Genomic DNA, 20,364 nt, shown 5'->3' on the forward strand with positions numbered 1-20,364 from the left:
GAAGGGTGGTGGCGGTCGTGGCCGCGTCGTGCAGGGCCAGGGCTCCGGCTTCTTCATCTCGGCTGATGGCTTCGCCGTGACCAACAACCACGTGGTCGACGGCGCCGACAAGGTCGAGGTCACGACCGACGACGGCAAGACCTACACCGCCAAGGTGATCGGTACCGATCAGCGCACCGACCTCGCCTTGATCAAGGTCGAGGGCAGCTCGAACTTCCCGTTCGCGAAGCTTGCCGACGGCAAGCCGCGGATCGGTGACTGGGTGCTCGCGGTCGGCAACCCGTTCGGCCTCGGCGGCACCGTGACTGCCGGCATCGTTTCGGCCAGCGGCCGCGACATCGGCAACGGCCCCTACGACGATTTCATCCAGATCGATGCGCCCGTGAACAAGGGCAATTCCGGCGGTCCGGCCTTCGACACCAACGGTGAGGTGATGGGCGTCAACACCGCGATCTACTCGCCTTCCGGCGGCAGCGTCGGCATCGCGTTCTCGATTCCCGCGAGCACAGTGAAGAGCGTGGTGGCGCAGCTCAAGGACAAGGGCTCGGTCAGCCGCGGCTGGATCGGCGTGCAGATTCAGCCGGTGACATCCGACATCGCCGACAGCCTCGGCATGAAGAAGGCCGAAGGCGCGCTGGTTGCCGAGCCGCAGGCGAATGGTCCGGCGGCCAAGGCCGGCATCGAGTCCGGTGACGTGATCACGTCGGTCAACGGCGAATCGGTCAAGGACGCCCGCGAGCTCGCCCGTACCATTGGCGGCCTGGCGCCCGGCGCGACCGTGAAGCTCAATGTGCTGCACAAGGGCCAGGACAAGGTGGTGAACCTCACCCTCGGCCAGCTGCCGAACACGATTGAGGCCAAGGCCGACATCGACAAGGACAGCGGCAAGGGCGCGAGCCGCGGCACCGACGTGCCCAAGCTCGGCATGACCGTGGCGCCCGCCGATTCCGTGGCCGGCGCCGGCAAGGAAGGCGTCGTGATCACCGAGGTCGATCCGAAGAGCGCGGCTGCCGAACGCGGCTTCAAGGAAGGCGACGTGATCCTCGAAGTCGGCGGCAAGAGCGTGAGCACCGCCGGCGAAGTCCGCGACGCCATCAACACGGCGCGGACAGACAACAAGAACAGCGTCCTGATGCGAGTGAAGAGCGGCGGCCAGTCGCGCTTCGTCGCCGTGCCCATCGCCAAGGGGTAACGAAGGGCCCGGCCTCAGGACCTCCGAGATGAAGGGTGTCGCCGGCATCAGTCGCCCCCGCCGACGGCGCCCTTCGGGGGAGCAGCGCAACGTTTGCTTCCCCTGTCTACCTTCCGGTGGAATACGCCCCCCTCCGTCGGAAGGCCTAGGGCGGTGAAGTCCCCCCAGCTTCACCGCCCGCCTTTTTCTCCATGCCAGAGTCTCTCACTCGGCTTGCATGCGATTGCCGCTCGCGCCATGTTTAGAGAAGGTTCACTCCCTTGACCGTTGCCGAACGCACGATGCGCCTCCTCATCATCGAAGACGACCGCGAATCCGCCGACTACCTCGTGAAGGCGTTTCGCGAGGTCGGGCACATTGCCGACCACGCCGCCGACGGCGAGGAAGGCCTCGCCATGGCCGAGAACGGCGACTACGACGTGCTGGTGGTCGACCGCATGCTGCCCAAGCGCGACGGCCTGTCGGTGATCGGCGCGCTTCGCGACAAGGATGATTCGACGCCGGTGCTGATTCTCTCCGCGCTCGGCCAGGTCGACGACCGCATCAAGGGCCTGCGCGCCGGCGGCGACGACTATCTGCCGAAACCCTATTCCTTCGCCGAGCTGTTGGCCCGGGTCGAGGTGCTGTCGCGCCGCCGCGGCGGTCCGGCCGAGGACACGCTGTACCGGGTCGGCGATCTCGAGCTCGACCGGCTCTCCCACCGCGTCGCACGCGGCAAGGACGAGCTGACGCTGCAGCCGCGCGAATTCCGCCTGCTCGAATATTTGATGAAGCATGCGGGCCAGGTGGTGACCCGTACCATGCTGCTGGAGAACGTCTGGGACTATCATTTCGATCCGCAGACCAACGTGATCGACGTGCACATTTCGCGGCTGCGCTCCAAGATCGACAAGGGTTTTGAGCGGCCGCTGCTGCACACGATCCGCGGCGCGGGATACATGATCCGTGACGGCATTCGGTAAACTCGTCCGCACCACGGCATTCCGGCTGACGCTGGTCTATTTGCTGTTGTTCGCGATGTTCGCGGCCTCGCTGCTGGCCTATTTCGCCTGGAATACGCGGCGGCTGATCACCGAGGAAATCACGCAGACGGTCAATGCCGAGACGTCTGAGATCAACGAGATCTACGGCCGCCGCGGCTTGCGCGCTCTCGTGCTCGCGATCGAGTACCGGGCGCTGCGGCCGGGCGCCAACCTCTATCTGGTGACGACGCCGACCGGCCAGTCGATCGCCGGCAATGTCGGCTCGCTCGCGCCCGGCGTGATGGCGACGCGCGGCTGGTCCGAGACCGCCTACCGGCGGATCGAGGATGCCGACGATCGGGACCATCTTGCGCTCGTCCGCGTCACCGAATTGGAAAACGGCTTTCGGCTTCTGATCGGACGCGATCTGGCCGAGCGGCGACGGCTGTTCGGCATCGTGGCGAAGGCCGCGCAATGGTCGATCCTGATCGTCGTGGTGCTCGGCCTTGGCGGCGGCATCTTCGTGGCGCGCAGGGTGCTCAGGCGCATCGACGCGATGAGCGGCACCGCCCATCGCATCATGACGGGCGATCTCAGCGAACGCCTGCCCGTGGGGCGCAGCGGCGACGAGCTCGACCGCCTCGCCGAAAATCTCAACGCGATGCTGGAGCGGATCGAGGCGCTGATGGCGGGGCTGAAGGAGGTCTCCGACAACATCGCCCACGACCTCAAGACGCCGCTGACGCGCCTGCGCAACCGCGCCGAGGAGGCGCTGGCGAAATCCGGCGGCGAGGCCGACTACCGCGCCGCGCTGGAGCGGACCATCGAGGAATCGGACGGGCTGATCCGCACCTTCAACGCGCTGCTGATGATCGCGCGCGCCGAGTCCGGGCAGGCGCGCGGCAACATGGATGATTTCGACGCGGCCGATGTCGCCAACGGCATTCACGAGCTCTACGAGCCACTGGCCGAAGACGATGGCATGACCTTGAAGGTCAGGTGCGAGCCGACCCCGGTCCACGCCAACCGCGAATTGATCAGCCAGGCCCTCGCCAATCTTGTCGAGAATGCGATCAAATACGGCAAGCCGGCCGCGCAGCCGGCGGGAACTGTGGTCAGCATGGAGGGCAGGCAGATCACGATCGAATCGAGGCGCGAGGGCGATCAAGTGCTGCTCAGCGTCACCGATCGCGGTCCCGGCATCCCCGAAGCCGACCGCAAGCATGTGGTGGAACGATTCGTGCGGCTGGAAGCCAGCCGCACGCTGCCTGGGTCCGGTCTCGGCCTCAGTCTCGCCTCGGCGGTCGCGACATTGCATGGCGGTGAGTTGAGGTTGGGTGACGCCCAGCCCGGGCTTGTCGCCACGCTGGTGCTGCCGGCGCGCGCGGGGGCCGGCGACAGGGTTGCTCCGCCAATGCAGGATGTGCCACAGAAGGTGGCATGAACCATTCCGCGCCGGGAAACGCGGACAAGCATGGTGAGAGACTTGCCGCGCGCTTTGCGGAGGCTCCCCATATTGCCGCTTCCGTCACCGACCAAGGACGTTTTGAAAGCTGGCTGGCCGAGCTCGAGCCCGCGCAATTCACTCGTCTTGAAGCGCTGCTGGCTCACCGCTTCGCGCGGGACATCCTGGCCGGCATCGCGGAATTCTCGCCTTATCTGTTCGAGCTGCTGCGCGCTGATCCGCAGCGTCTGATCCGGCTGCTGGAATGCGATCCGGATGCGCATCTCGCCACGCTGGTCGCGGAGGCGAACGGCGCGGTGCTCGCGGCATCCGACGAAGCCGAGGTGATGCGGCTGCTGCGCCGCATGAAGGCGGAGGCCGCGCTCCTGATCGCACTGTGCGACATCGGCGGGGTCTGGCCGGTGATGCGGGTGACCGCAGCGCTCACCGATGTCGCAGTGTCCTCGGTGCGGGCGGCGCTTCAATACCTGCTGCGGCAGGAAGCCGCACGCGGCAAGCTCTCGCCGCCCAATCCCGAGGCGCCGGAGGAGGGCTGCGGGCTTATCGTGCTTGCGATGGGCAAGATGGGCGCAGGCGAGCTGAACTATTCCAGCGACATTGATCTCATTGTGTTTTTCGATCCCGACAATACGACGCTCGCCGCCGATATCGAACCCCAGCCATTCTTCGTGAGGGTGACGCAGGGGATGGCACGCATTCTCCAGCAGCGCACCTATGACGGTTACGTCTTCCGCGTCGATCTGCGCCTGCGTCCCGATCCATCCTCGACGCAGGTGGCGATTTCGCGCGACGCCGCGCTGAATTATTACGAGCGGGAAGGGCGTACCTGGGAGCGCGCCGCGATGATCAAGGCGCGCGCCTGCGCCGGCGACCCCAGGGCAGGCGAGGCGCTGCTCGCGGAGATCGCGCCCTTCGTCTGGCGCAAGCATCTCGACTTCGCCGCGCTTGCCGACGTTCACGACATGAAGCGGCAGATGCAGACCTATCGCGGCCAGAGCGAGGTCGCCGTCGAAGGCCATAACGTGAAGGTCGGGCGCGGCGGAATCCGCGAAATCGAGTTCTTCGCCCAGACCCAGCAATTGATCGCCGGCGGCCGGCATCCCGAACTGCGCGTGCGGCCGACGCTCGCCGCGCTCGGCGTGCTTGCTTCCAGCAACTGGATCACGATTGCGGCGCGTGACGAGCTGACCACGGCGTACCAATTCCTGCGCCGGGTCGAGCATCGCCTCCAGATGATCGCAGACGAGCAGACCCACACACTGCCCGAGGACAAGGAGGCGGTCGAGCGTTTCGCCTGGTTCTTCGGTTATCCGGATCGCGAGGCCTTTGCCCGCGACCTCTTGCGCCAGCTCGAGATCGTCCAGGGCCACTACGAAAAACTGTTCGAGGGCGACGATCCGACCGGCACGGCCAAGCTGCCGGCGCTCGATTACGGTGCGGGTCCCGACGATCCGCGGCTGCTTCAGTATCTGGCCACGCTCGGCTTCAAGAAGCCTGCCGCCGTCGCGCAGACCGTGCGTGACTGGATCACCGGCGAGTACCGCGTGTTCCGCGTTGAGGCGACGCGAACCGCATTCGTCGAATTCGTGCCGGCCCTGATCGACGGTCTCGCTCATGCCGAGGAGCCGGATCGAGCCGTCGTGGCGTTCGACCATTTCCTTGGAGCGCTTCAGCGCGGCGGCCGGCTGATCACGCTGCTCGGCCAGAATCGCGATCTCGTTGCGCTCGTGGCCCTGGTGCTGGGCGCGGCGCCCCGGCTCGGCGAGATGCTGGCGCGGCAGCCGCAGCTCATGGACGGCCTGATCGATCCGCGCTTCTTCGGCGCCATGCCCGACCGGCAGGAATTGTCGGGGCGGCTCGCGACCACCGTGCAGGATGCCGGCTCTTACGAAGAGTTCCTCGACCGCCTGCGCCTGTTCGGGCAGGAGAGCCTGTTCCTGATCGGCACGCGCATTCTCTCCGGCACCGTCTCGGCGCAGCAGGCGAGCACGGCCTTTGCCGACGTCGCCGAGGGCATCGTCCATACCGTGCATGGTCTCGTCGCCGACCGCTTCGCCGCCCAGCATGGCCGGATCGAGGGGCAGGAGAGCGCAATCATCGCGATGGGCCGGCTCGGCAGCCGCGAGATGACCGCGTCATCCGATCTCGACCTGATCCTGCTGTACGATTTCGACAGCGACAATCCGGACTCCGACGGTGCGAAGTCACTGCAAGGTGCGCATTACTTCGCCCGCTTCACCCAGCGCCTGATCAGCGCGTTCACGACGCGCACCAATTACGGGGTGCTTTACGAAATCGACATGCGGCTGCGCCCCTCGGGGCGTGCCGGCCCTGTGGCCTCGAGCCTCGTCTCGTTCGCGGACTACCAGGCCAACGAGGCCTGGACCTGGGAGCACATGGCGCTGACGCGCGCGCGCGTCGTGTCGGCTTCGCCCGAATTCCGGGAGCGGATCGAACACGTCATTCGCGATGTCCTGACCCGTCGCCGCGATCCCGCAATCATCGCCAACGACGTTGCCGACATGCGGCGTGCGATTGCCCAGGAGAAGGGCGAGGCCGATTGCTGGGATCTCAAATATGCAGCCGGCGGCATGGTCGACATCGACTTCATCGCGCAATATCTCCAGCTCGTGCATGCGCACGAGAAACCGGAGATTCTCGACGTCGGCACCACGCAGGTGCTGGACAATGCATGCAGGCTCGGCGTTCTCGCGCAATCGGAGACCGAGATATTGCGTGCCGCGGCGCGGCTCTATCACGACCTGACGCAGATCCTGCGGCTCTGCGTCAGGCGACCGGTTCAAGCCGGAAACCGCCGGCACCGACCTCTTGCGCGTGATGGCACGCGCCGGCGACGCGCCGCATTTCTCCTCGCTGGAGGCGCGCGTGAAGGAGACGCAGAGCGAGGTGCGGCGTGTCTTCAGGGCGCTGCTGGAAGGGACGTCGTCGGCTTCAGCGAGGTGAGCGCCTCCCGCACATTCGGCTCAAGGCCCACGCCGCCGGCATCGAGATGGGCGAAGATCGCGCGCTTCATCCGCGGGTCCCAGAATTTCTTGATGTGGTCGGCGATCCCCGGCACGGCCTTGTCGTGGCCCTGGCTCCGAAAGAACGTGCCGATCTGGTTGGCCATGTAGATCAGGCGGTCAGGCGACATCGGCAACCTCCGTGGCATGACAGGCGACAACCCGGCCGCCATGCGAAAACACTTCGAACCCGTCCTGGCGGGCAATGGCAATCAGCGTGATGCCGGCGGCCTCCGCGGTGCGCACCGCAAGCGCGGTCGGCGCAGAGATGGCGACCATCACCCGGGCGCCGATGGCGGCGGTCTTCTGCACCATCTCGACCGACACGCGGCTCGTCAGCAGCACGATGCCGCCGCTTGCAGCCGTGCGGCTGCGCGCCAGCGAACCGGCGAGCTTGTCGAGCGCGTTGTGGCGGCCGACATCCTCGCGCAGCGCGACGATACCGCCGGCAGGCGTCCAGAACGCGGCGGCGTGAACGGCGCGGGTTTGCAAATTTATTGATTGCAGCGGTGCGATGGTCTGCATCGCCGCCATCACCTGCTCGGGCGTAAACATCTGTCCCTGCGGCACGACGGCCGCAGGCCGCACAGCTTCGGCAATCGAGTCGATGCCGCAAATGCCGCAGCCGGTCGGGCCGGCGATGTGGCGGCGGCGCTCGCTGATTCGCGCGGCATTTTCCGGTGCCAGCCACATGCGCAGCTCGATGCCATCGTCGAGGCGGACTATTTCGAGCGACTTGACGTCATCGACGGATCTGATGATGCCTTCGTCCAGGCTGAAGCCGACCGCGAAATCTTCGAGGTTCTGCGGCGTCCCCATCATGACGGCGTAGGTGCCGCCATTGTAGGTCAGCGCCAGCGGCGTCTCCTCCGGAATCAGCCGCGCTCCTTCGGACGCGACACCGTTGCGCCAGATCTCGCGGTCGATGGCCTGGACCGGTACGTGCATGCCGCTACTCCGCGGCCTCGGCCGGCGCGATACGGCGGGAATGCCGCGCCTGTGCGTCGTAGGCCTTCTGCCAGTCGGACGGGCCGTTCGACGGCGAGATCTGCACCGCCGTGACCTTGTATTCGGGGCAGTTGGTTGCCCAGTCCGAAAAGTCGGTCGTGATGACGTTGGCCTGCGTGTCCGGATGGTGGAAGGTGGTGTAGACGACGCCCGGCGCGACGCGATCGGTGATCTCCGCACGCAGCGTGGTCTCGCCGGCGCGGCTCTTCAGCCGCACCCAGTCCCCGTCGCGCACGCCGCGCTGTTCGGCATCGTGCGGATGGATCTCCAGCCGATCCTCGGCATGCCAGACTACGTTCTCGGTGCGCCGGGTTTGCGCGCCGACATTATACTGGCTGAGGATGCGGCCTGTGGTGAGCAGCAGCGGATAGCGCGGGCCGGTGCGTTCGTCGGTCGCGACATATTCGGTCACGACGAACTTGCCCTTGCCGCGGACGAAGCCGTCGATATGCATCACCGGCGTGCCCTCGGGCGCCTTGTCGTTGCAGGGCCACTGCACCGAGCCGAGCTCGTCGAGCTTGGCATAGGAGACGCCGGCGAAGGTCGGGGTCAGCGCCGCGATCTCGTCCATGATCTCGGAAGGATGGCTGTAGGTCATCTCGAAGCCCATGGCCCTGGCGAGGCCGATGGTGACCTCCCAGTCGGCAAGCCCGTTCTTCGGCGTCATCACCTTGCGGACCCGCTGGATGCGGCGCTCGGCGTTCGTGAAGGTGCCGTCCTTCTCGAGGAAGCTCGAGCCCGGCAGGAACACGTGGGCGTAGTTCGCGGTCTCGTTCAGGAAGAGGTCGTGGACGATGACGCATTCCATCGCCGAGAGTGCTGCCACCACATGCTTGGTGTTGGGATCGGATTGCAGGATGTCCTCGCCCTGCACGTAAATCCCCATGAACGTGCCTTCGACCGCGGCGTCGAACATGTTGGGAATGCGCAGGCCCGGCTCGGGGTTGAGCTTGACGTTCCACAGCGCTTCGAACTGGTCCCGCACGGCGTCGCCCGAGATGTGGCGATAGCCGGGCAGCTCGTGCGGGAACGAGCCCATGTCGCAGGAGCCCTGCACGTTGTTCTGGCCGCGCAGTGGGTTCACGCCGACACCCGGACGGCCGATATTGCCCGTGGCCATCGCAAGGTTGGCGATCGCGATCACGGTGGTCGAACCCTGGCTGTGCTCGGTCACGCCGAGACCGTAATAGATCGCGCCGTTGCCGCCGGTGGCGTAGACGCGCGCTGCTTCGCGCAGATCCTTCGGATCGACGCCGGTGAGGATGGCAGTGGCTTCCGGGCTGTTGTTCGGCTGGGCGACGAACGCCGCCCATTCCTCGAACTCGCTCCAGTCGCAGCGTTCGCGCACGAAGGTTTCGTCGACGAGGCCTTCGGTGACGATCACATGCGCCAGTGCCGTCATCACCGCAACGTTGGTGCCGGGCATCAGCGGCAGGTGCAGCGCCTTCACATGCGGCGATTCCACCATCTCGGTACGGCGCGGATCGATCACGACCAGCTTGGCGCCCTGGCGCAGCCGCTTCTTCAGGCGGGAGGCGAACACCGGATGGGCCGAAGCGGGGTTGGCACCGATGATGACGACGACGTCGGTGTCCTCGACCGAGTCGAAATCCTGCGTGCCGGCAGAGGTACCGAACGTGGTCGAGAGGCCATAGCCGGTCGGGGAGTGGCAGACGCGGGCGCAAGTGTCGACATTGTTGTTGCCGAAGCCGGCGCGGATCAGCTTCTGCACCAGATAGGTTTCTTCATTGGTGCAGCGGGACGATGTGATGCCGCCGATGGCGTCGCGGCCGTATTTCTTCTGGATGCCGCGCATCCTGTCGGCGGCAAACGAGAAGGCCTCGTCCCACGACACTTCGCGCCAGGGATCCTCGATCCGCTCGCGGATCATCGGGTTGAGGATGCGTTCCTTGTGGTTGGTGTAGCCCCAGGCGAAGCGGCCCTTGACGCAGGAATGGCCGCGATTGGCCTTGCCGTCCTTGTACGGCACCATGCGGACGAGTTCCTCGCCGCGCATCTCGGCCTTGAAGGCGCAGCCGACGCCGCAATAGGCGCAGGTGGTGACGACCGAATGTTCGGGCTGGCCGATCTCGATCACGGATTTCTCGGTCAGCGTCGCTGTCGGGCAGGCCTGCACGCAGGCGCCGCAGGAGACGCATTCGGAGCCGAGGAAGCTCTCGCTCATGCCCGGCGACACGCGGCTGTCGAAGCCGCGGCCGGAGATCGTGAGCGCGAAGGTGCCTTGCACCTCCTCGCAGGCGCGGACGCAGCGCGAGCAGACGATGCACTTGGAGGGATCATAGGTGAAGTACGGATTGGACTCGTCCTTCGGCATCCAGGCGGCGTTGATCTCGCCATTGGACTTACCAGGCGTCTTGGCGAAGACGTGGTTCTCGCCATCATAGCCGTAACGCACGTCGCGCAGGCCCACGGCGCCGGCCATGTCCTGCAACTCGCAGTCGCCGTTGGCGCCGCAGGTGAGGCAGTCGAGCGGATGGTCGGAGATGTAGAGCTCCATCACGCCCTTGCGGAGCTTCTTGAGCCGTTCGCTCTGGGTGTGCACGATCAGGCCGGACATGACAGGCGTGGTGCAGGAGGCCGGTGTTCCGGCGCGGCCCTCGATCTCGACGACGCAAAGGCGGCACGAGCCGAACGCATCGACCATGTCGGTCGCGCAGAGTTTCGGGATCTGGTGGCCGGCGTCCATCGCCGCCCGCATGATCGAGGTGCCCTCGGGCACCGTGACCTGGTTGCCGTCGATAGTCAGCGTCACCATCGTTTCCGATTTCGAGCGCGGCGTGCCGAAGTCGATTTCTTCGATCAGAGACATTGTCGTTCTTCTTCGATCAGAGACATTGTCGTTCTCCTATTCCGCGGCCTGAAGCGTGGTCGGGGCCGGGACGAAATCCTCCCGGAAGTGCTTAAATGCGCTGAGCACGGGGTAGGGCGTGAAGCCGCCGAGCGCGCAGAGCGAGCCGAATTTCATGGTGTTGCAGAGATCTTCGACGAGTGCGAGGTTCTCGCTCACCCGCTCGCCGTTGATGATCTTCTCGATGGTCTCGACGCCGCGGGTCGAGCCGATCCGGCACGGCGTGCACTTGCCGCAGGACTCGATGGCGCAGAATTCCATGGCGAAACGCGCCTGCTTGCGCATGTCGACGCTGTCGTCGAACACGACGATACCGCCATGGCCGATCAGGCCGTCGCGCGCGGCAAAGGCCTCGTAGTCGAACGGGATGTCGAACAGCGCGCGCGGGAAGTAGGCGCCCAAGGGACCGCCGACCTGCACCGCGCGGATCGGGCGTCCCGTGAACGTGCCGCCGCCGATGTCGTCGACGAGCTCGCCGAGCGTCACGCCGAAGGCCGTCTCGAACAGCCCGCCGTGGCGGATGTTGCCGGCGAGCTGGATCGGCATCGTACCGCGCGAGCGACCCATGCCGAAATCGGCATAGGCCTTGGCGCCTTCGGCCAGGATGAAGGGGATGGCGGCGAACGACAGCACGTTGTTGATGACGGTCGGCTTGCCGAACAGGCCGTGATGCGCGGGCAGTGGCGGCTTTGCGCGCACGATGCCGCGACGGCCTTCTAGGCTTTCCAGCAGCGAGGTCTCTTCGCCGCAAACGTAAGCCCCGGCGCCGACGCGCACCTCGAGATCGAAGCTGTGCGTGGAACCACCGATGTTCGCGCCGAGATAGCCGCCGCGCTTCGCAGCCTGGATGGCCGCGTTCATCGCCTCGACCGCGTGCGGATATTCGCTGCGGATGTAGATGTAACCCTTGGTCGCGCCGACGGTGATGCCGGCGGTCGTCATGCCCTCGATGACGAGGAAGGGATCGCCTTCCATGATCATGCGGTCGGCGAAGGTGCCGCTGTCGCCTTCGTCGGCGTTGCAGACGATGAACTTGCGATCCGCTTTCGCCTGCGCGACCGTCTTCCACTTGATGCCGGTCGGAAAGCCCGCGCCGCCGCGGCCGCGCAGGCCGGACGCCGTCACTTCATTGAGGATGGCTTCCGAGCCGAGCGACAGCGCGCGTTCGAGGCCCTTGTAGCCGCCATGGGCGCGGTAGTCATCGAGCGAGCGCGGGTCGATCACGCCGCAGCGCGCGAAGGTGAGGCGGGTCTGGCGCTTGAGCCAGGGGATCTCGTCGGTGGCCCCGAGCCGCAGCAGATGCGGCGTGTTGCTCGCGAGCGCGTCGAGCAGGGAGGGCACATCGGTCTCGGTCACGGGGCCGAACGCGATCCGGCCCTGCGGTGTCGCGACCTCGACCAGCGGCTCGAGCCAGTACAGGCCGCGCGAGCCGGTCCTGACGATCTCGACGGCAACGCCACGCTTGGCTGCAGCCTGCTCCAGCGCCAGCGCGACCTCGTCGGCGCCGACCGCAAGCGCGCCCGCGTCGCGAGAGACATATAGACGGATGCTCATCGCTGCGCCTCCGCAACGAGCGCATCGATACGCTTTTCATCGAGTCGGCCGATCAGTCGGCCGTCGAGCATCGCGGATGGCGCGGTCGCGCACAGTCCGAGGCAGTAGATCGGCTCCAGCGTGACGCGATCATCGGCCGTGGTGCCGCCCAGCAACACGCCGAGCTTCGCCTCGACACGCGTCGCCAGCGCATCGCCGCCCGCCGCCTGACAGGCCTCCGCGCGGCAGAGCTTCAGCACATGGCGGCCGGCCGGCTTGTGGCGGAAGTCATGATAGAACGTGAACACGCCATGCACTTCGGCGCGGGACAAATTGAGCGCCTGCGCCACCATGGGAATGGCTGCCTCCGGCACGCAGCCGAACGCCCCTTGGAGCGCGTGCAGGATCACCAGCGTCGCGCCTTCCTGCCTGCTGTGTTCGGCGATGATCTCGGCGCCGCGCGTTTCGTCCCAAGGCTCAAAAATCGCTGTCATTCTTCGTTCTCAACCAGAGCGTCTGCTGATCGCAAACTATTTGGAATCGTTCGAAGATCAATAAAGCTGTCTCATGCTGCGATTGCGGATTCCGATCGATTTGCGATGGCAATCATCCGATTTGAAATTGCAATTGAAGCCATCCGCCGGGCGGTTTTTGCGTGTTGGGAGGGGGCGGGCATGCTAGCTTGTATGCCACCACACAATCCGAGGGGATGACCGGTTGCTCGACAAGCTTGAACTGTTGCTGGCGCTGGCGAAGGAGCGGCATTTCGGACGCGCGGCGGAGGTCTGCGGCGTGACGCAACCGACGATGTCGACCGGGCTGAAGCAACTCGAGGAGATCCTCGGCGTGATGCTGGTCCAGCGCGGCTCCCGCTTCCAGGGTTTTACGCCGGAAGGCGAGCGGGCGCTGGATTGGGCGCGCCGGATCGTCGGCGATGCCCGCGCGATGCGTGACGAGATCAACGGGCTGAAGCATCAGCTCTCCGGCGAGATCCGTATTGCCGCGATCCCCACCGTGCTCGGCATGGTCGCTGCGCTGACGACGCCGTTCCGCGCCAGGCACCCCGAGGTGCGCTTCAGTATCCGCTCCACGACCTCGTCCGAGGTGCTGGGATTGCTCGAGAATCTCGAGGTGGATGCGGGGCTGACCTATATCGAGAACGAGCCGATCGGCAAGGTGCGCACCATCCCGCTCTACAGCGAGAACTATCGTCTGCTCACCGCGCCGGATGGAATGTTCGGCGATCGCGAGACGGTGACGTGGAAAGAGGTCGGGCAGGTGCCGCTGTGCCTGCTGACGCCCGACATGCAGAACCGCCGCATCATCGACCGTGCGTTACGTTCGGTCGGCGCGGAGGCGACGCCGACCTTGACGTCGAATTCGCTGCTCGTGCTGTTCACGCATGTGAAGACGGGGCGCTGGGCCAGCGTGATGCCGGCCAAGCTCGCCGAGACGCTCGGCCTGTCCGATACGGTGCGCTCGATCCCGATCACCGATCCCGATGTCAATTACAGCATCGGAATGGTGATCCCGCAGCGTGATCCCATGACACCGCTGATCGCGGCGCTGGTCAACGTCGCGCGGGAAGTCGCGCCGTCGCTGCAATCGTAGCAATCAGGCCGCGGCCGATATTCCTGACGCCGACTTGATCGCGTCGCGGGGCAGGGTGACGCGCACGACGGTGCCGACCTCCAGCTTGGAGCGCAGCCGCATCGAGCCGCCATGGAGCTGCGCGAGCGAGCGGGCGATCGCGAGGCCCAGTCCCGAGCCGTGATAGGTCTTGGTGAGCTGGCTCTCGACCTGCTCGAAGGGGCGGCCGAGCCGCGCCAGTGAATGCGGCGCGATGCCGATGCCGGTGTCGGCAATCATCAGCACGATCCTGTCGTCGAGCTGCCGGCTGCGCACCACGATGCGTCCGCCGTCGGGCGTGAACTTCACGGCGTTGGAGAGCAAATTGACGATGATCTGTTTGGTGGCGCGGCGGTCGGCGACGACGGAGATGGATTTCGCGATGTCCGCGTCGAGCGTCAGGTGCTTGTCCTGCGCGCGGCCGGTGACGACCCGCAGGGATTCCGCCAGCGTCTGCGCCAGGTCGAGCTCTTCCATGTCGAGCTTCATGCGGCCGGCCTCGATCTTGGACATGTCGAGGATGTCGTTGATGACTTCGAGCAGGTAATGCCCGCTGGTCAGGATATCGTGGCAGTATTCCTGGTACTTCTCCGAGCCGAGTTCGCCGAACATGCCCGAGCCCATGATCTCGGAGAAGCCGATGATCGCGTTCAGCGGCGTGCGCAGCTCGTGGCTCATATTGGCAAGGAACTTCGACTTGGTCTGGTTGGCTTCCTCGGCGCGGGTCTTCTCGCGCTGATATTTCTCGGCGAGATCGGCGAGTTCGCCCGCCTGGCGCTCCAGGGCTGCCTGCGAGCGCTTGAGGTCGATGACGGTGGCGCGCAGGCGTAGATCGTTGTCGACCAGCTTCTGCTCGTGCTCCTTGATGCGGGTGATGTCGGTGCCGACCGAGACGTAGCCGCCGTCCTTGGTGCGGCGCTCGCTGATGTGCAGCCAGCTGCCGTCGTCGAGCTGCGCCTCGAAGGTGCGCGCGCCGGGGCCCTGGCTCGCAGTCTCGTTGTGCCGGGTGCGGACCTCGGGCATGCGGCCGACCTCGAGCACGGTCTCGTAGGAGGTGCCGGGGATGACGGCGCTGTCAGGCAGCTTGTGCAGGCGCTGGAAGTGCGAATTGCAGAGCACCAGGCGATCGCTGGCGTCCCACAGCACGAAGGCTTCGGGAATGGTCTCGATCGCGTCGCGCAGGCGCAAATCGGCTTCGACAGTTCGCTCGGCGAGGCTCTTCTGCTCGGTGATGTCGACGGCGATCCCGATCAGGTGAACGCTGGAGTCCGTCGCGCCGCTGGTCTTTTCGCAGCGGACGCGCAGCCAGATCCAGTGGCCGTCGACATGCTGCATGCGGAAGGTCTGGTCGATGTGGTCGATCTTCTCGGAGATGAGCTGGTCGGCGATCTCGAACAGGTCGATGTCGTCGGACTTTACCAGCGCGTTGACCTCGCCGAAGGTGAGGAGCTCGTTGCGGCCGTCGAGGCCGAGCATGGAAAACATCGACTGTGACCAGAAGATGCGGCCGCGCGACAGGTCCCAGTCCCACAGCCCGCAGCGGCCGCGGTTGAGCGCGGTGTCGATCCGGCCGCGCACGGCGTCGTTGATCAGGTCGCCCTCGCGGGCACGGGTGGACTGCCAGTGGAAGGCGAAGCCGAGGATCAGGACGACGAAGCCGGTGGTGGCCGACAGCGTGACCGACAGCGCGGCGTCCGAGCCCCAGATCGGCTCGTTCCGCTCCTGGATCACGGTGACGAAGCCGGGCAGCGACTTGATCTGCCGCGAGGTCGCCATCGCGGCGTTGCCATTCGGCAGCGTCATGTCGGAGATGTTGCCGTCGCGCGGCGGCGCCGCCAGCAGTTGCGCCGTCGTGATTGCGTCGAGCAGGCGGTCGTTGCCCGAGGGATCGCTGTCGACCGGGATGCGAGCGAGGATGCGGCGGTCGAGTCCGGCCGAGGTGACGATGACGTGCCGGCCCGAGGCGGTGCCCCAGGATGGAATGAGGTCAGGCAGCAGCGCCGGCAGGCTCTCGATGTTCTTCAGCCGCTCCTGTCGCGCGGAGGTGAGGCGGTCGATGCGCTCGGCGAGCAGGTCGGCGAGCGCCGAGATGTCGTGGCGGATCACCAGACGCTTCTGGCGCGTCTGGTCGACGACCTGCACGAACGCGCCGAGGCAGATCGTGATCAGGAACGCGATGATGAGCGTCGGCACGGCACGGCGCAGCGCAGGCTCCGCGATCAGGAGCCGATGATAGGCAGGTTTCGCGATCGATTGCGCCAATCCTTTGATCGAATCGGATTGGACGCACGCGTTCGCGGCGTCTGCACGCGACATGCCTAAAGCCCCCTGGAACCTGCTTGCAACTTGATTTTGGAAGCAGCCCCACATCGCTTCCGAATCATGGTCGATTTGAATCCAGATTTCGCGGGCTGTCGAGAGTCAACGAATCGTTAACGCGAATTTATTCTTATCCAACGCGCAGTTTGTGCGTCGCGCGTCCGCAAACTTACGTGCGCGGCGAGTCCGAAACGAGAACGTGTGACTCCTCGCACATTCTCTGTCACGCACGCGGCGGTTCGGCGTGACTGATGACGCGCTTCACGCTCGGGAACGCGCGCCGCAACGCGCGCTCGATCGCGTCGACATGCTCGTGCACCCTGATCACGCTCATCGACGGCTCGGCGCGGCAGTGGAAGTTGACGATTTCGCCGGCGTCGGTGTTGCGGACGCGGACATTGTGGATGTCGTGGATCTCGCCGCCGGCGGCATACTCTGTCAGGGCGGCGGCGATGGCCTGCACCCGTTCCGACGCGGCATCGACCCCGAACGGCAGTTCCGGTTCCAGCGGCTCGATGTGGACGTCGACCTCGACGTCCGCGCCGAACTCTTCCTGGATGTTGCGTTCCAGCGTGTTGGCGACCTCATGGGCGGCGTCGAGCTGCATCCCGGCGTCGACCTCGAGGTCGATGCTGACGATCAGCTTGGCGCCGAGATCGTGCACGGTGACGTGGTGGATGGCGAGGCCCGAATTGTGGGCGATGACCATGATGCGGTCGCGCACGGTCTCGTTGTCGCGCGCCACGGGGACTGCGGTGAAGGTGAGGTCGGTATCGCCGAAGGCCTTCTCGACGGCCGCTTGCGCGTTGCGCTTGATGTCCTCGACCCGGTCGATGGGGTAAGTCCGCGGCACCTTTGCGATCGTGTCGATAAACGTGGTGGCACCGACCATGCGCACGCGGAGCCGCTCGATGTCGATCACACCCGTTACGCTGCGGATCGCGGCCGTGGCCGTCTCATGCGCGCCTTCCGGAGCGCGGTCCACCAGCGTCTGCACGGTCGAGCCGGCCATGCGCAGGCCGAGCAGGGCGATCATCACGGCCACCGCGGCAGCGGCAGCCGCGTCGCCCCACCAGAAGCCGAGACCGGCGAGGATCAGGCCCACGATCACGGCGAACGAGCCCATCACGTCGGAGGCGAAATGCAGCGCATCGGCGGCGAGCGCCTGGCTCCTGGTCTCCCGTGCGGCACGGTGCAGGGCACGTGCGCGCCAGAAATTGACGGCGATGTCGATCACCAGCACGACGAAAGGGACGGCGGAGATCGTCGGCGGCGCAACTCCCTCTCGGAGATGGCTGTAGGACTGGACCAGGATTCCGCCGGCGAGAACGTAGAGCAGGGCGGTCACGCCCAATGCCGAGACGCTTTCGAGTTTGCCGTGGCCGTAATGATGCTCCTCGTCCGCCGGCTTGTCGGACACCCGCACCACCGCCCAGGTGATGATGGTGGCGACCAGGTCGATCGAGGAATGCAGCGCCTCGGAAATCAGCGCTAGCGAGCCGATCGCGATCCCGACCGCAAACTTCGCCGCCGCCATGCCGCCACTGGCGAAGATCGAGATCGCTGCGACCGAGGTCTTGTTGTGTTGGGAGCTCATGGCGGGGGATTTAGCAGGCCACGGGTGAACATCAAGCGACGATCCACAGGCGTAGACGCTAGTGAGTTGCAGGAGCGGGATCCCCCGGTTTTGTAGGGTGGGCAACGGCGCGGAGCGCCGCGCCCACCATCTTTCGGGGACGCTGACGCATGGTGGGCACGCTTCGCTTTGCCACCCTGCTAGACCTAGGTCTTTGGCCCCAGGGATGTTACGGCACCGTCACGACGATCTTGCCGAGATGCTTGTTGGACTCCATGTGCTCGAACGCCTTGTCGATGTCGTCGAAGGCAAACACCTTGTCGATCGGCAGCTGCAGTTTTCGCGACTCGACCGCGCCCCAGATGTCCTTGCGGACTTCCTCAAAAATCTGGCGGACCTCCTCGATGGTGCGGGTGCGGAAGGTGACGCCGACATAGTCGATGCGGCGGGCCGCGTGCAGGTCGAAGTTGAAATCGGCATGGGTGCCGCCGAGCCTGCCGACATTGACGATTCGACCCTTGACCTTGGTCGCCGCAAGGTTCTGATTCGCGACCTTGCCCGAGACCTGGTCGACGATGAGGTCGACACCTTCGCCGTTCGTCACCTTCAGCACCTCGTCGACCCATGAGGGGTCGGAGGAGTCGACCGCGAGGTCGGCGCCATATTCCTTCAGTCGGCCGCGGCGGGCGGCATCGGTCGAGGAGCCGATCACGAGTCTCGCGCCCTTGAGCTTCGCAATCTGCATCGCCATCAGCCCGACGCCGGAGCTTGCGCCCTGGATCAGCACGGCTTGCCCGGGCTGCACGCCGCCGATGGTGACGACGGCGTTGTGCATGGTCGCGAGCGCGACGGGCAGGGTGGCGGCTTCCTCGAAGTTCATGTTCGAGGGCGCGCGGAACAGCCGGCCGTGATCGGCCAGCGTATATTCGGCAAACGCCGCGCCGCCCGAGCCCATGATGCGGTCGCCGACCTTGACGCCCTTGGCATCCGGTCCGAGTGCGGCGACCTCGCCGGCCCATTCCATGCCGAGCACGGTGCCGGCGCCGCCGGCCGCGCCATGGGCGTGGCCCTTGCGCATGCCGGTGTCGGCGCGATTGAGTCCACAGGCGCGGACCCGGACCAGCACCTGCGTGCCTTCAGGCTTTGGTTGAGCGACGTCGGAAATTGTAGCGCCGCCAGGGCCGTAGACATAAGCCTTCATGTATTGCTCTCGCTTCTTGCAGTGATTATTCCGCAGCCTGCGCTGTAGGATGAACGATCATGCCTTCGAGCCGGCTGCGGATGATGGCCTCGGCTTCGCGCACGATGCGGGAGATCAGCTCGGCGCAGGTCGGGATGTCCTGGATCAGGCCCTGGACCTGGCCCGCTGACCAGATGCCTTCATCCGAGTTGCCGGTCGCGTAGACCATCTTGCCGCGGGCGCCCGCGACGAGCTCGCGGATATCCTCGAACTTGGCGCCTTCCTTCTCCATCGCAACGACCTTGGTCGAGATCTCGTTCCTGGCGACGCGGGAGGTGTTGCGCATGGTGCGGAAGATCAGCTCGGTCTCGCGCTCGTCATTGGCGACGATCTTCTCCTTGATGAGCTGATGAATGGGGCTCTCTTTGGTCGCCATGAAGCGCGTGCCCATGTTGATGCCTTCGGCGCCCAGCGCCAGTGCGGCGACGAGGCCGCGGGCGTCGGCAAACCCGCCGGAGGCGATCATCGGGATCTTGATCTTGTTGGCGGCGGCCGGGATCAGGATCAGGCCGGGGGTGTCGTCCTCGCCGGGATGACCGGCGCATTCGAACCCGTCGATCGAGATGGCGTCGACGCCCATGCGCTCGGCCGAGAGCCCGTGACGGACGCTGGTGCATTTGTGCACGACCTTGACGCCGTGCTTCCTGAACTCGTCGACGTGCTCCTGCGGCTTGTTGCCGGCAGTTTCGACCACCTTGATGCCGCTCTCGATGATAGCGGCGCGATATTCGGCATAAGGCGGCGGCTTGATCGCGGGCAGGATGGTGAGGTTGACGCCAAACGGCTTGTCGGTGAGATCGCGGCAGCGGGCGATCTCCTTCCTGAGGTCCTCCGGCGTCGGCTGGGTCAGCGCCGTGATGAAGCCGAGCGCTCCGGCATTGGCGACGGCGGCGACCAGCTCGGCGCGCCCGACCCATTGCATGCCGCCCTGGACGATCGGGTGCTCGACACCGACGAGCTTGGTGAACCGTGTCTGCAGCATGGTCTGTTTCCTCCGCCTGTGTGGCGCTCTGTTATCGTTTGATGGCGGCAGGATGCCGCCCGGCTCGGGAAAAGTCTATTGGAAGGGCGTGCGGTGGAGGCGGGGCGATCATGCGGGGAGTGAGGGGATTCCGTGAGGCGGATAATTGAGGTGGTAGCACCGGGTGGCGCGAGGGTTTTTGTGCGCCGCTGCTTCAACACCGACGGAGGATGAGGAGCTTTCGGAGACCATCAACTTGCATTTTTCGCAAGGCACGCCTCCGCCCTCTCGCGGCGCATTCGCCCGAGCTTTGCCCGATCGCATCGCCCTCGTCGTAACAAGGGCGCAGGGAAGGCCGAGCGCCGGCTGGCACCCGCAAGTCCGTGCGCCAAAGGAATGCACACGGGGTGGACCACAGGTTCGCCGGATCGCCCGGCCTTCCCTGCGCGATGGTTTTAACGTGTCCTTCGTGCTCTCCCCGGGGAGCGATGCACTATTGCCCCCGTCGCCATGCAGATGACTGATGCGCGCGCCCGGTTGGACCGCCACATCACCGCAGGACTTGACGCACAGACCCCGGGCGTCAG

General features: G+C 65.8%; 13 protein-coding genes and 1 pseudogene. 5 read left to right on the forward strand and 9 right to left on the reverse strand.

Annotation, left to right across the window (positions count from 1 at the left end; translation table 11 throughout):
- From IVB47_RS32380 to IVB47_RS32395, 4 genes and pseudogenes are all read left to right on the forward strand, one after another.
- On the forward strand, window positions 1-1,192 hold a 1,192-nt coding region (locus IVB47_RS32380; protein ID WP_247467576.1), incomplete at its 5' end, for a Do family serine endopeptidase.
- Window positions 1,193-1,473: 281 nt separating this feature from the next.
- Window positions 1,474-2,154 carry a response regulator transcription factor gene (locus tag IVB47_RS32385; RefSeq protein WP_035969420.1) on the forward strand — a complete coding sequence of 227 codons (681 nt, stop codon included), beginning with the start codon at window positions 1,474-1,476 and terminating at the stop codon, window positions 2,152-2,154.
- A complete protein-coding gene (locus IVB47_RS32390; RefSeq protein WP_027569126.1) occupies window positions 2,138-3,598 on the forward strand; it encodes an ATP-binding protein in 1,461 nt (486 codons plus the stop codon). Before IVB47_RS32385 ends, IVB47_RS32390 begins: the two co-directional genes overlap by 17 nt.
- Window positions 3,595-6,583 (forward strand): annotated as a pseudogene (locus IVB47_RS32395) (bifunctional [glutamine synthetase] adenylyltransferase/[glutamine synthetase]-adenylyl-L-tyrosine phosphorylase). The gene IVB47_RS32390 and the pseudogene IVB47_RS32395 overlap by 4 nt, the downstream one beginning before the upstream one ends.
- On the opposite strand, the gene IVB47_RS32400 reads toward IVB47_RS32395, so the two are convergent.
- From IVB47_RS32400 to IVB47_RS32420, 5 genes are read right to left on the reverse strand one after another with little or no spacing between them, the layout of a single operon-like run.
- Window positions 6,540-6,773 (reverse strand): formate dehydrogenase subunit delta, encoded by a 234-nt coding sequence (locus IVB47_RS32400; protein ID WP_219680856.1) that lies wholly within the window; start codon window positions 6,771-6,773, stop codon window positions 6,540-6,542. The pseudogene IVB47_RS32395 and the gene IVB47_RS32400 sit on opposite strands and share 44 nt — an antisense overlap.
- Window positions 6,763-7,590, reverse strand: coding sequence for a formate dehydrogenase accessory sulfurtransferase FdhD (gene fdhD, locus IVB47_RS32405; RefSeq protein ID WP_247467578.1), 828 nt, complete (start codon window positions 7,588-7,590; stop codon window positions 6,763-6,765). The genes IVB47_RS32400 and fdhD overlap by 11 nt, the downstream gene beginning before the upstream one ends.
- Window positions 7,591-7,594: 4 nt before the next feature.
- The gene (fdhF, locus tag IVB47_RS32410) at window positions 7,595-10,480 is read right to left on the reverse strand and encodes a formate dehydrogenase subunit alpha (RefSeq protein WP_247467580.1); all 2,886 of its coding nucleotides are present in this window, start codon (window positions 10,478-10,480) and stop codon (window positions 7,595-7,597) included.
- Between the two features lie 36 nt (window positions 10,481-10,516).
- On the reverse strand, window positions 10,517-12,073 hold the full coding sequence (locus IVB47_RS32415; protein ID WP_247467582.1) for an NADH-quinone oxidoreductase subunit NuoF: 1,557 nt from the start codon (window positions 12,071-12,073) through the stop codon (window positions 10,517-10,519).
- A complete protein-coding gene (locus IVB47_RS32420) occupies window positions 12,070-12,546 on the reverse strand; it encodes a formate dehydrogenase subunit gamma (protein WP_247467584.1) in 477 nt (158 codons plus the stop codon). Before IVB47_RS32420 ends, IVB47_RS32415 begins: the two co-directional genes overlap by 4 nt.
- Window positions 12,547-12,769: 223 nt before the next feature.
- Between IVB47_RS32420 and IVB47_RS32425 the strand changes: the two genes are divergently transcribed.
- Window positions 12,770-13,663, forward strand: a complete 894-nt coding sequence (locus IVB47_RS32425) for a LysR family transcriptional regulator (protein WP_247467586.1) — start codon at window positions 12,770-12,772, stop codon at window positions 13,661-13,663.
- A 3-nt stretch (window positions 13,664-13,666) separates the two neighbouring features.
- Here IVB47_RS32425 and IVB47_RS32430 read toward each other — a convergent pair whose 3' ends face one another.
- The 4 genes from IVB47_RS32430 to IVB47_RS32445 all read right to left on the reverse strand — a co-directional run bounded on the left by IVB47_RS32430 (window position 13,667) and on the right by IVB47_RS32445 (window position 19,798).
- Entirely contained in the window at window positions 13,667-15,997 is a 2,331-nt protein-coding gene (locus IVB47_RS32430) for a PAS domain-containing sensor histidine kinase (protein WP_027569134.1), read from the reverse strand.
- 226 nt (window positions 15,998-16,223) lie between these two features.
- The gene (locus IVB47_RS32435; RefSeq protein WP_247467588.1) at window positions 16,224-17,597 is read right to left on the reverse strand and encodes a cation-efflux pump; all 1,374 of its coding nucleotides are present in this window, start codon (window positions 17,595-17,597) and stop codon (window positions 16,224-16,226) included.
- A gap of 208 nt (window positions 17,598-17,805) precedes the next feature.
- On the reverse strand, window positions 17,806-18,777 hold the full coding sequence (locus IVB47_RS32440) for a zinc-binding dehydrogenase (protein WP_247467591.1): 972 nt from the start codon (window positions 18,775-18,777) through the stop codon (window positions 17,806-17,808).
- 25 nt (window positions 18,778-18,802) lie between these two features.
- Complete coding sequence (locus IVB47_RS32445; RefSeq protein WP_007593350.1) at window positions 18,803-19,798, reverse strand: nitronate monooxygenase; 996 nt, start codon at window positions 19,796-19,798, stop codon at window positions 18,803-18,805.
- Between the last annotated feature and the right edge of the window lie 566 nt (window positions 19,799-20,364).

It is taken from the genome of Bradyrhizobium sp. 62 (assembly GCF_023073035.1).
Taxonomy (GTDB): domain Bacteria; phylum Pseudomonadota; class Alphaproteobacteria; order Rhizobiales; family Xanthobacteraceae; genus Bradyrhizobium.

What these genes read in the sequence shown, in the direction of transcription:
- IVB47_RS32385 (WP_035969420.1), top strand. Translation starts at nt 1,474, where the DNA reads ATGCGCCTCCTCATCATCGAAGACGACCGCGAATCCGCCGACTACCTC.
- IVB47_RS32400 (WP_219680856.1), bottom strand. Translation starts at nt 6,773, where the DNA reads ATGTCGCCTGACCGCCTGATCTACATGGCCAACCAGATCGGCACGTTC.
- fdhD (WP_247467578.1), bottom strand. Translation starts at nt 7,590, where the DNA reads ATGCACGTACCGGTCCAGGCCATCGACCGCGAGATCTGGCGCAACGGT.
- fdhF (WP_247467580.1), bottom strand. Translation starts at nt 10,480, where the DNA reads ATGTCTCTGATCGAAGAAATCGACTTCGGCACGCCGCGCTCGAAATCG.
- IVB47_RS32415 (WP_247467582.1), bottom strand. Translation starts at nt 12,073, where the DNA reads ATGAGCATCCGTCTATATGTCTCTCGCGACGCGGGCGCGCTTGCGGTC.
- IVB47_RS32420 (WP_247467584.1), bottom strand. Translation starts at nt 12,546, where the DNA reads ATGACAGCGATTTTTGAGCCTTGGGACGAAACGCGCGGCGCCGAGATC.
- IVB47_RS32430 (WP_027569134.1), bottom strand. Translation starts at nt 15,997, where the DNA reads ATGTCGCGTGCAGACGCCGCGAACGCGTGCGTCCAATCCGATTCGATC.
- IVB47_RS32435 (WP_247467588.1), bottom strand. Translation starts at nt 17,597, where the DNA reads ATGAGCTCCCAACACAACAAGACCTCGGTCGCAGCGATCTCGATCTTC.
- IVB47_RS32440 (WP_247467591.1), bottom strand. Translation starts at nt 18,777, where the DNA reads ATGAAGGCTTATGTCTACGGCCCTGGCGGCGCTACAATTTCCGACGTC.
- IVB47_RS32445 (WP_007593350.1), bottom strand. Translation starts at nt 19,798, where the DNA reads ATGCTGCAGACACGGTTCACCAAGCTCGTCGGTGTCGAGCACCCGATC.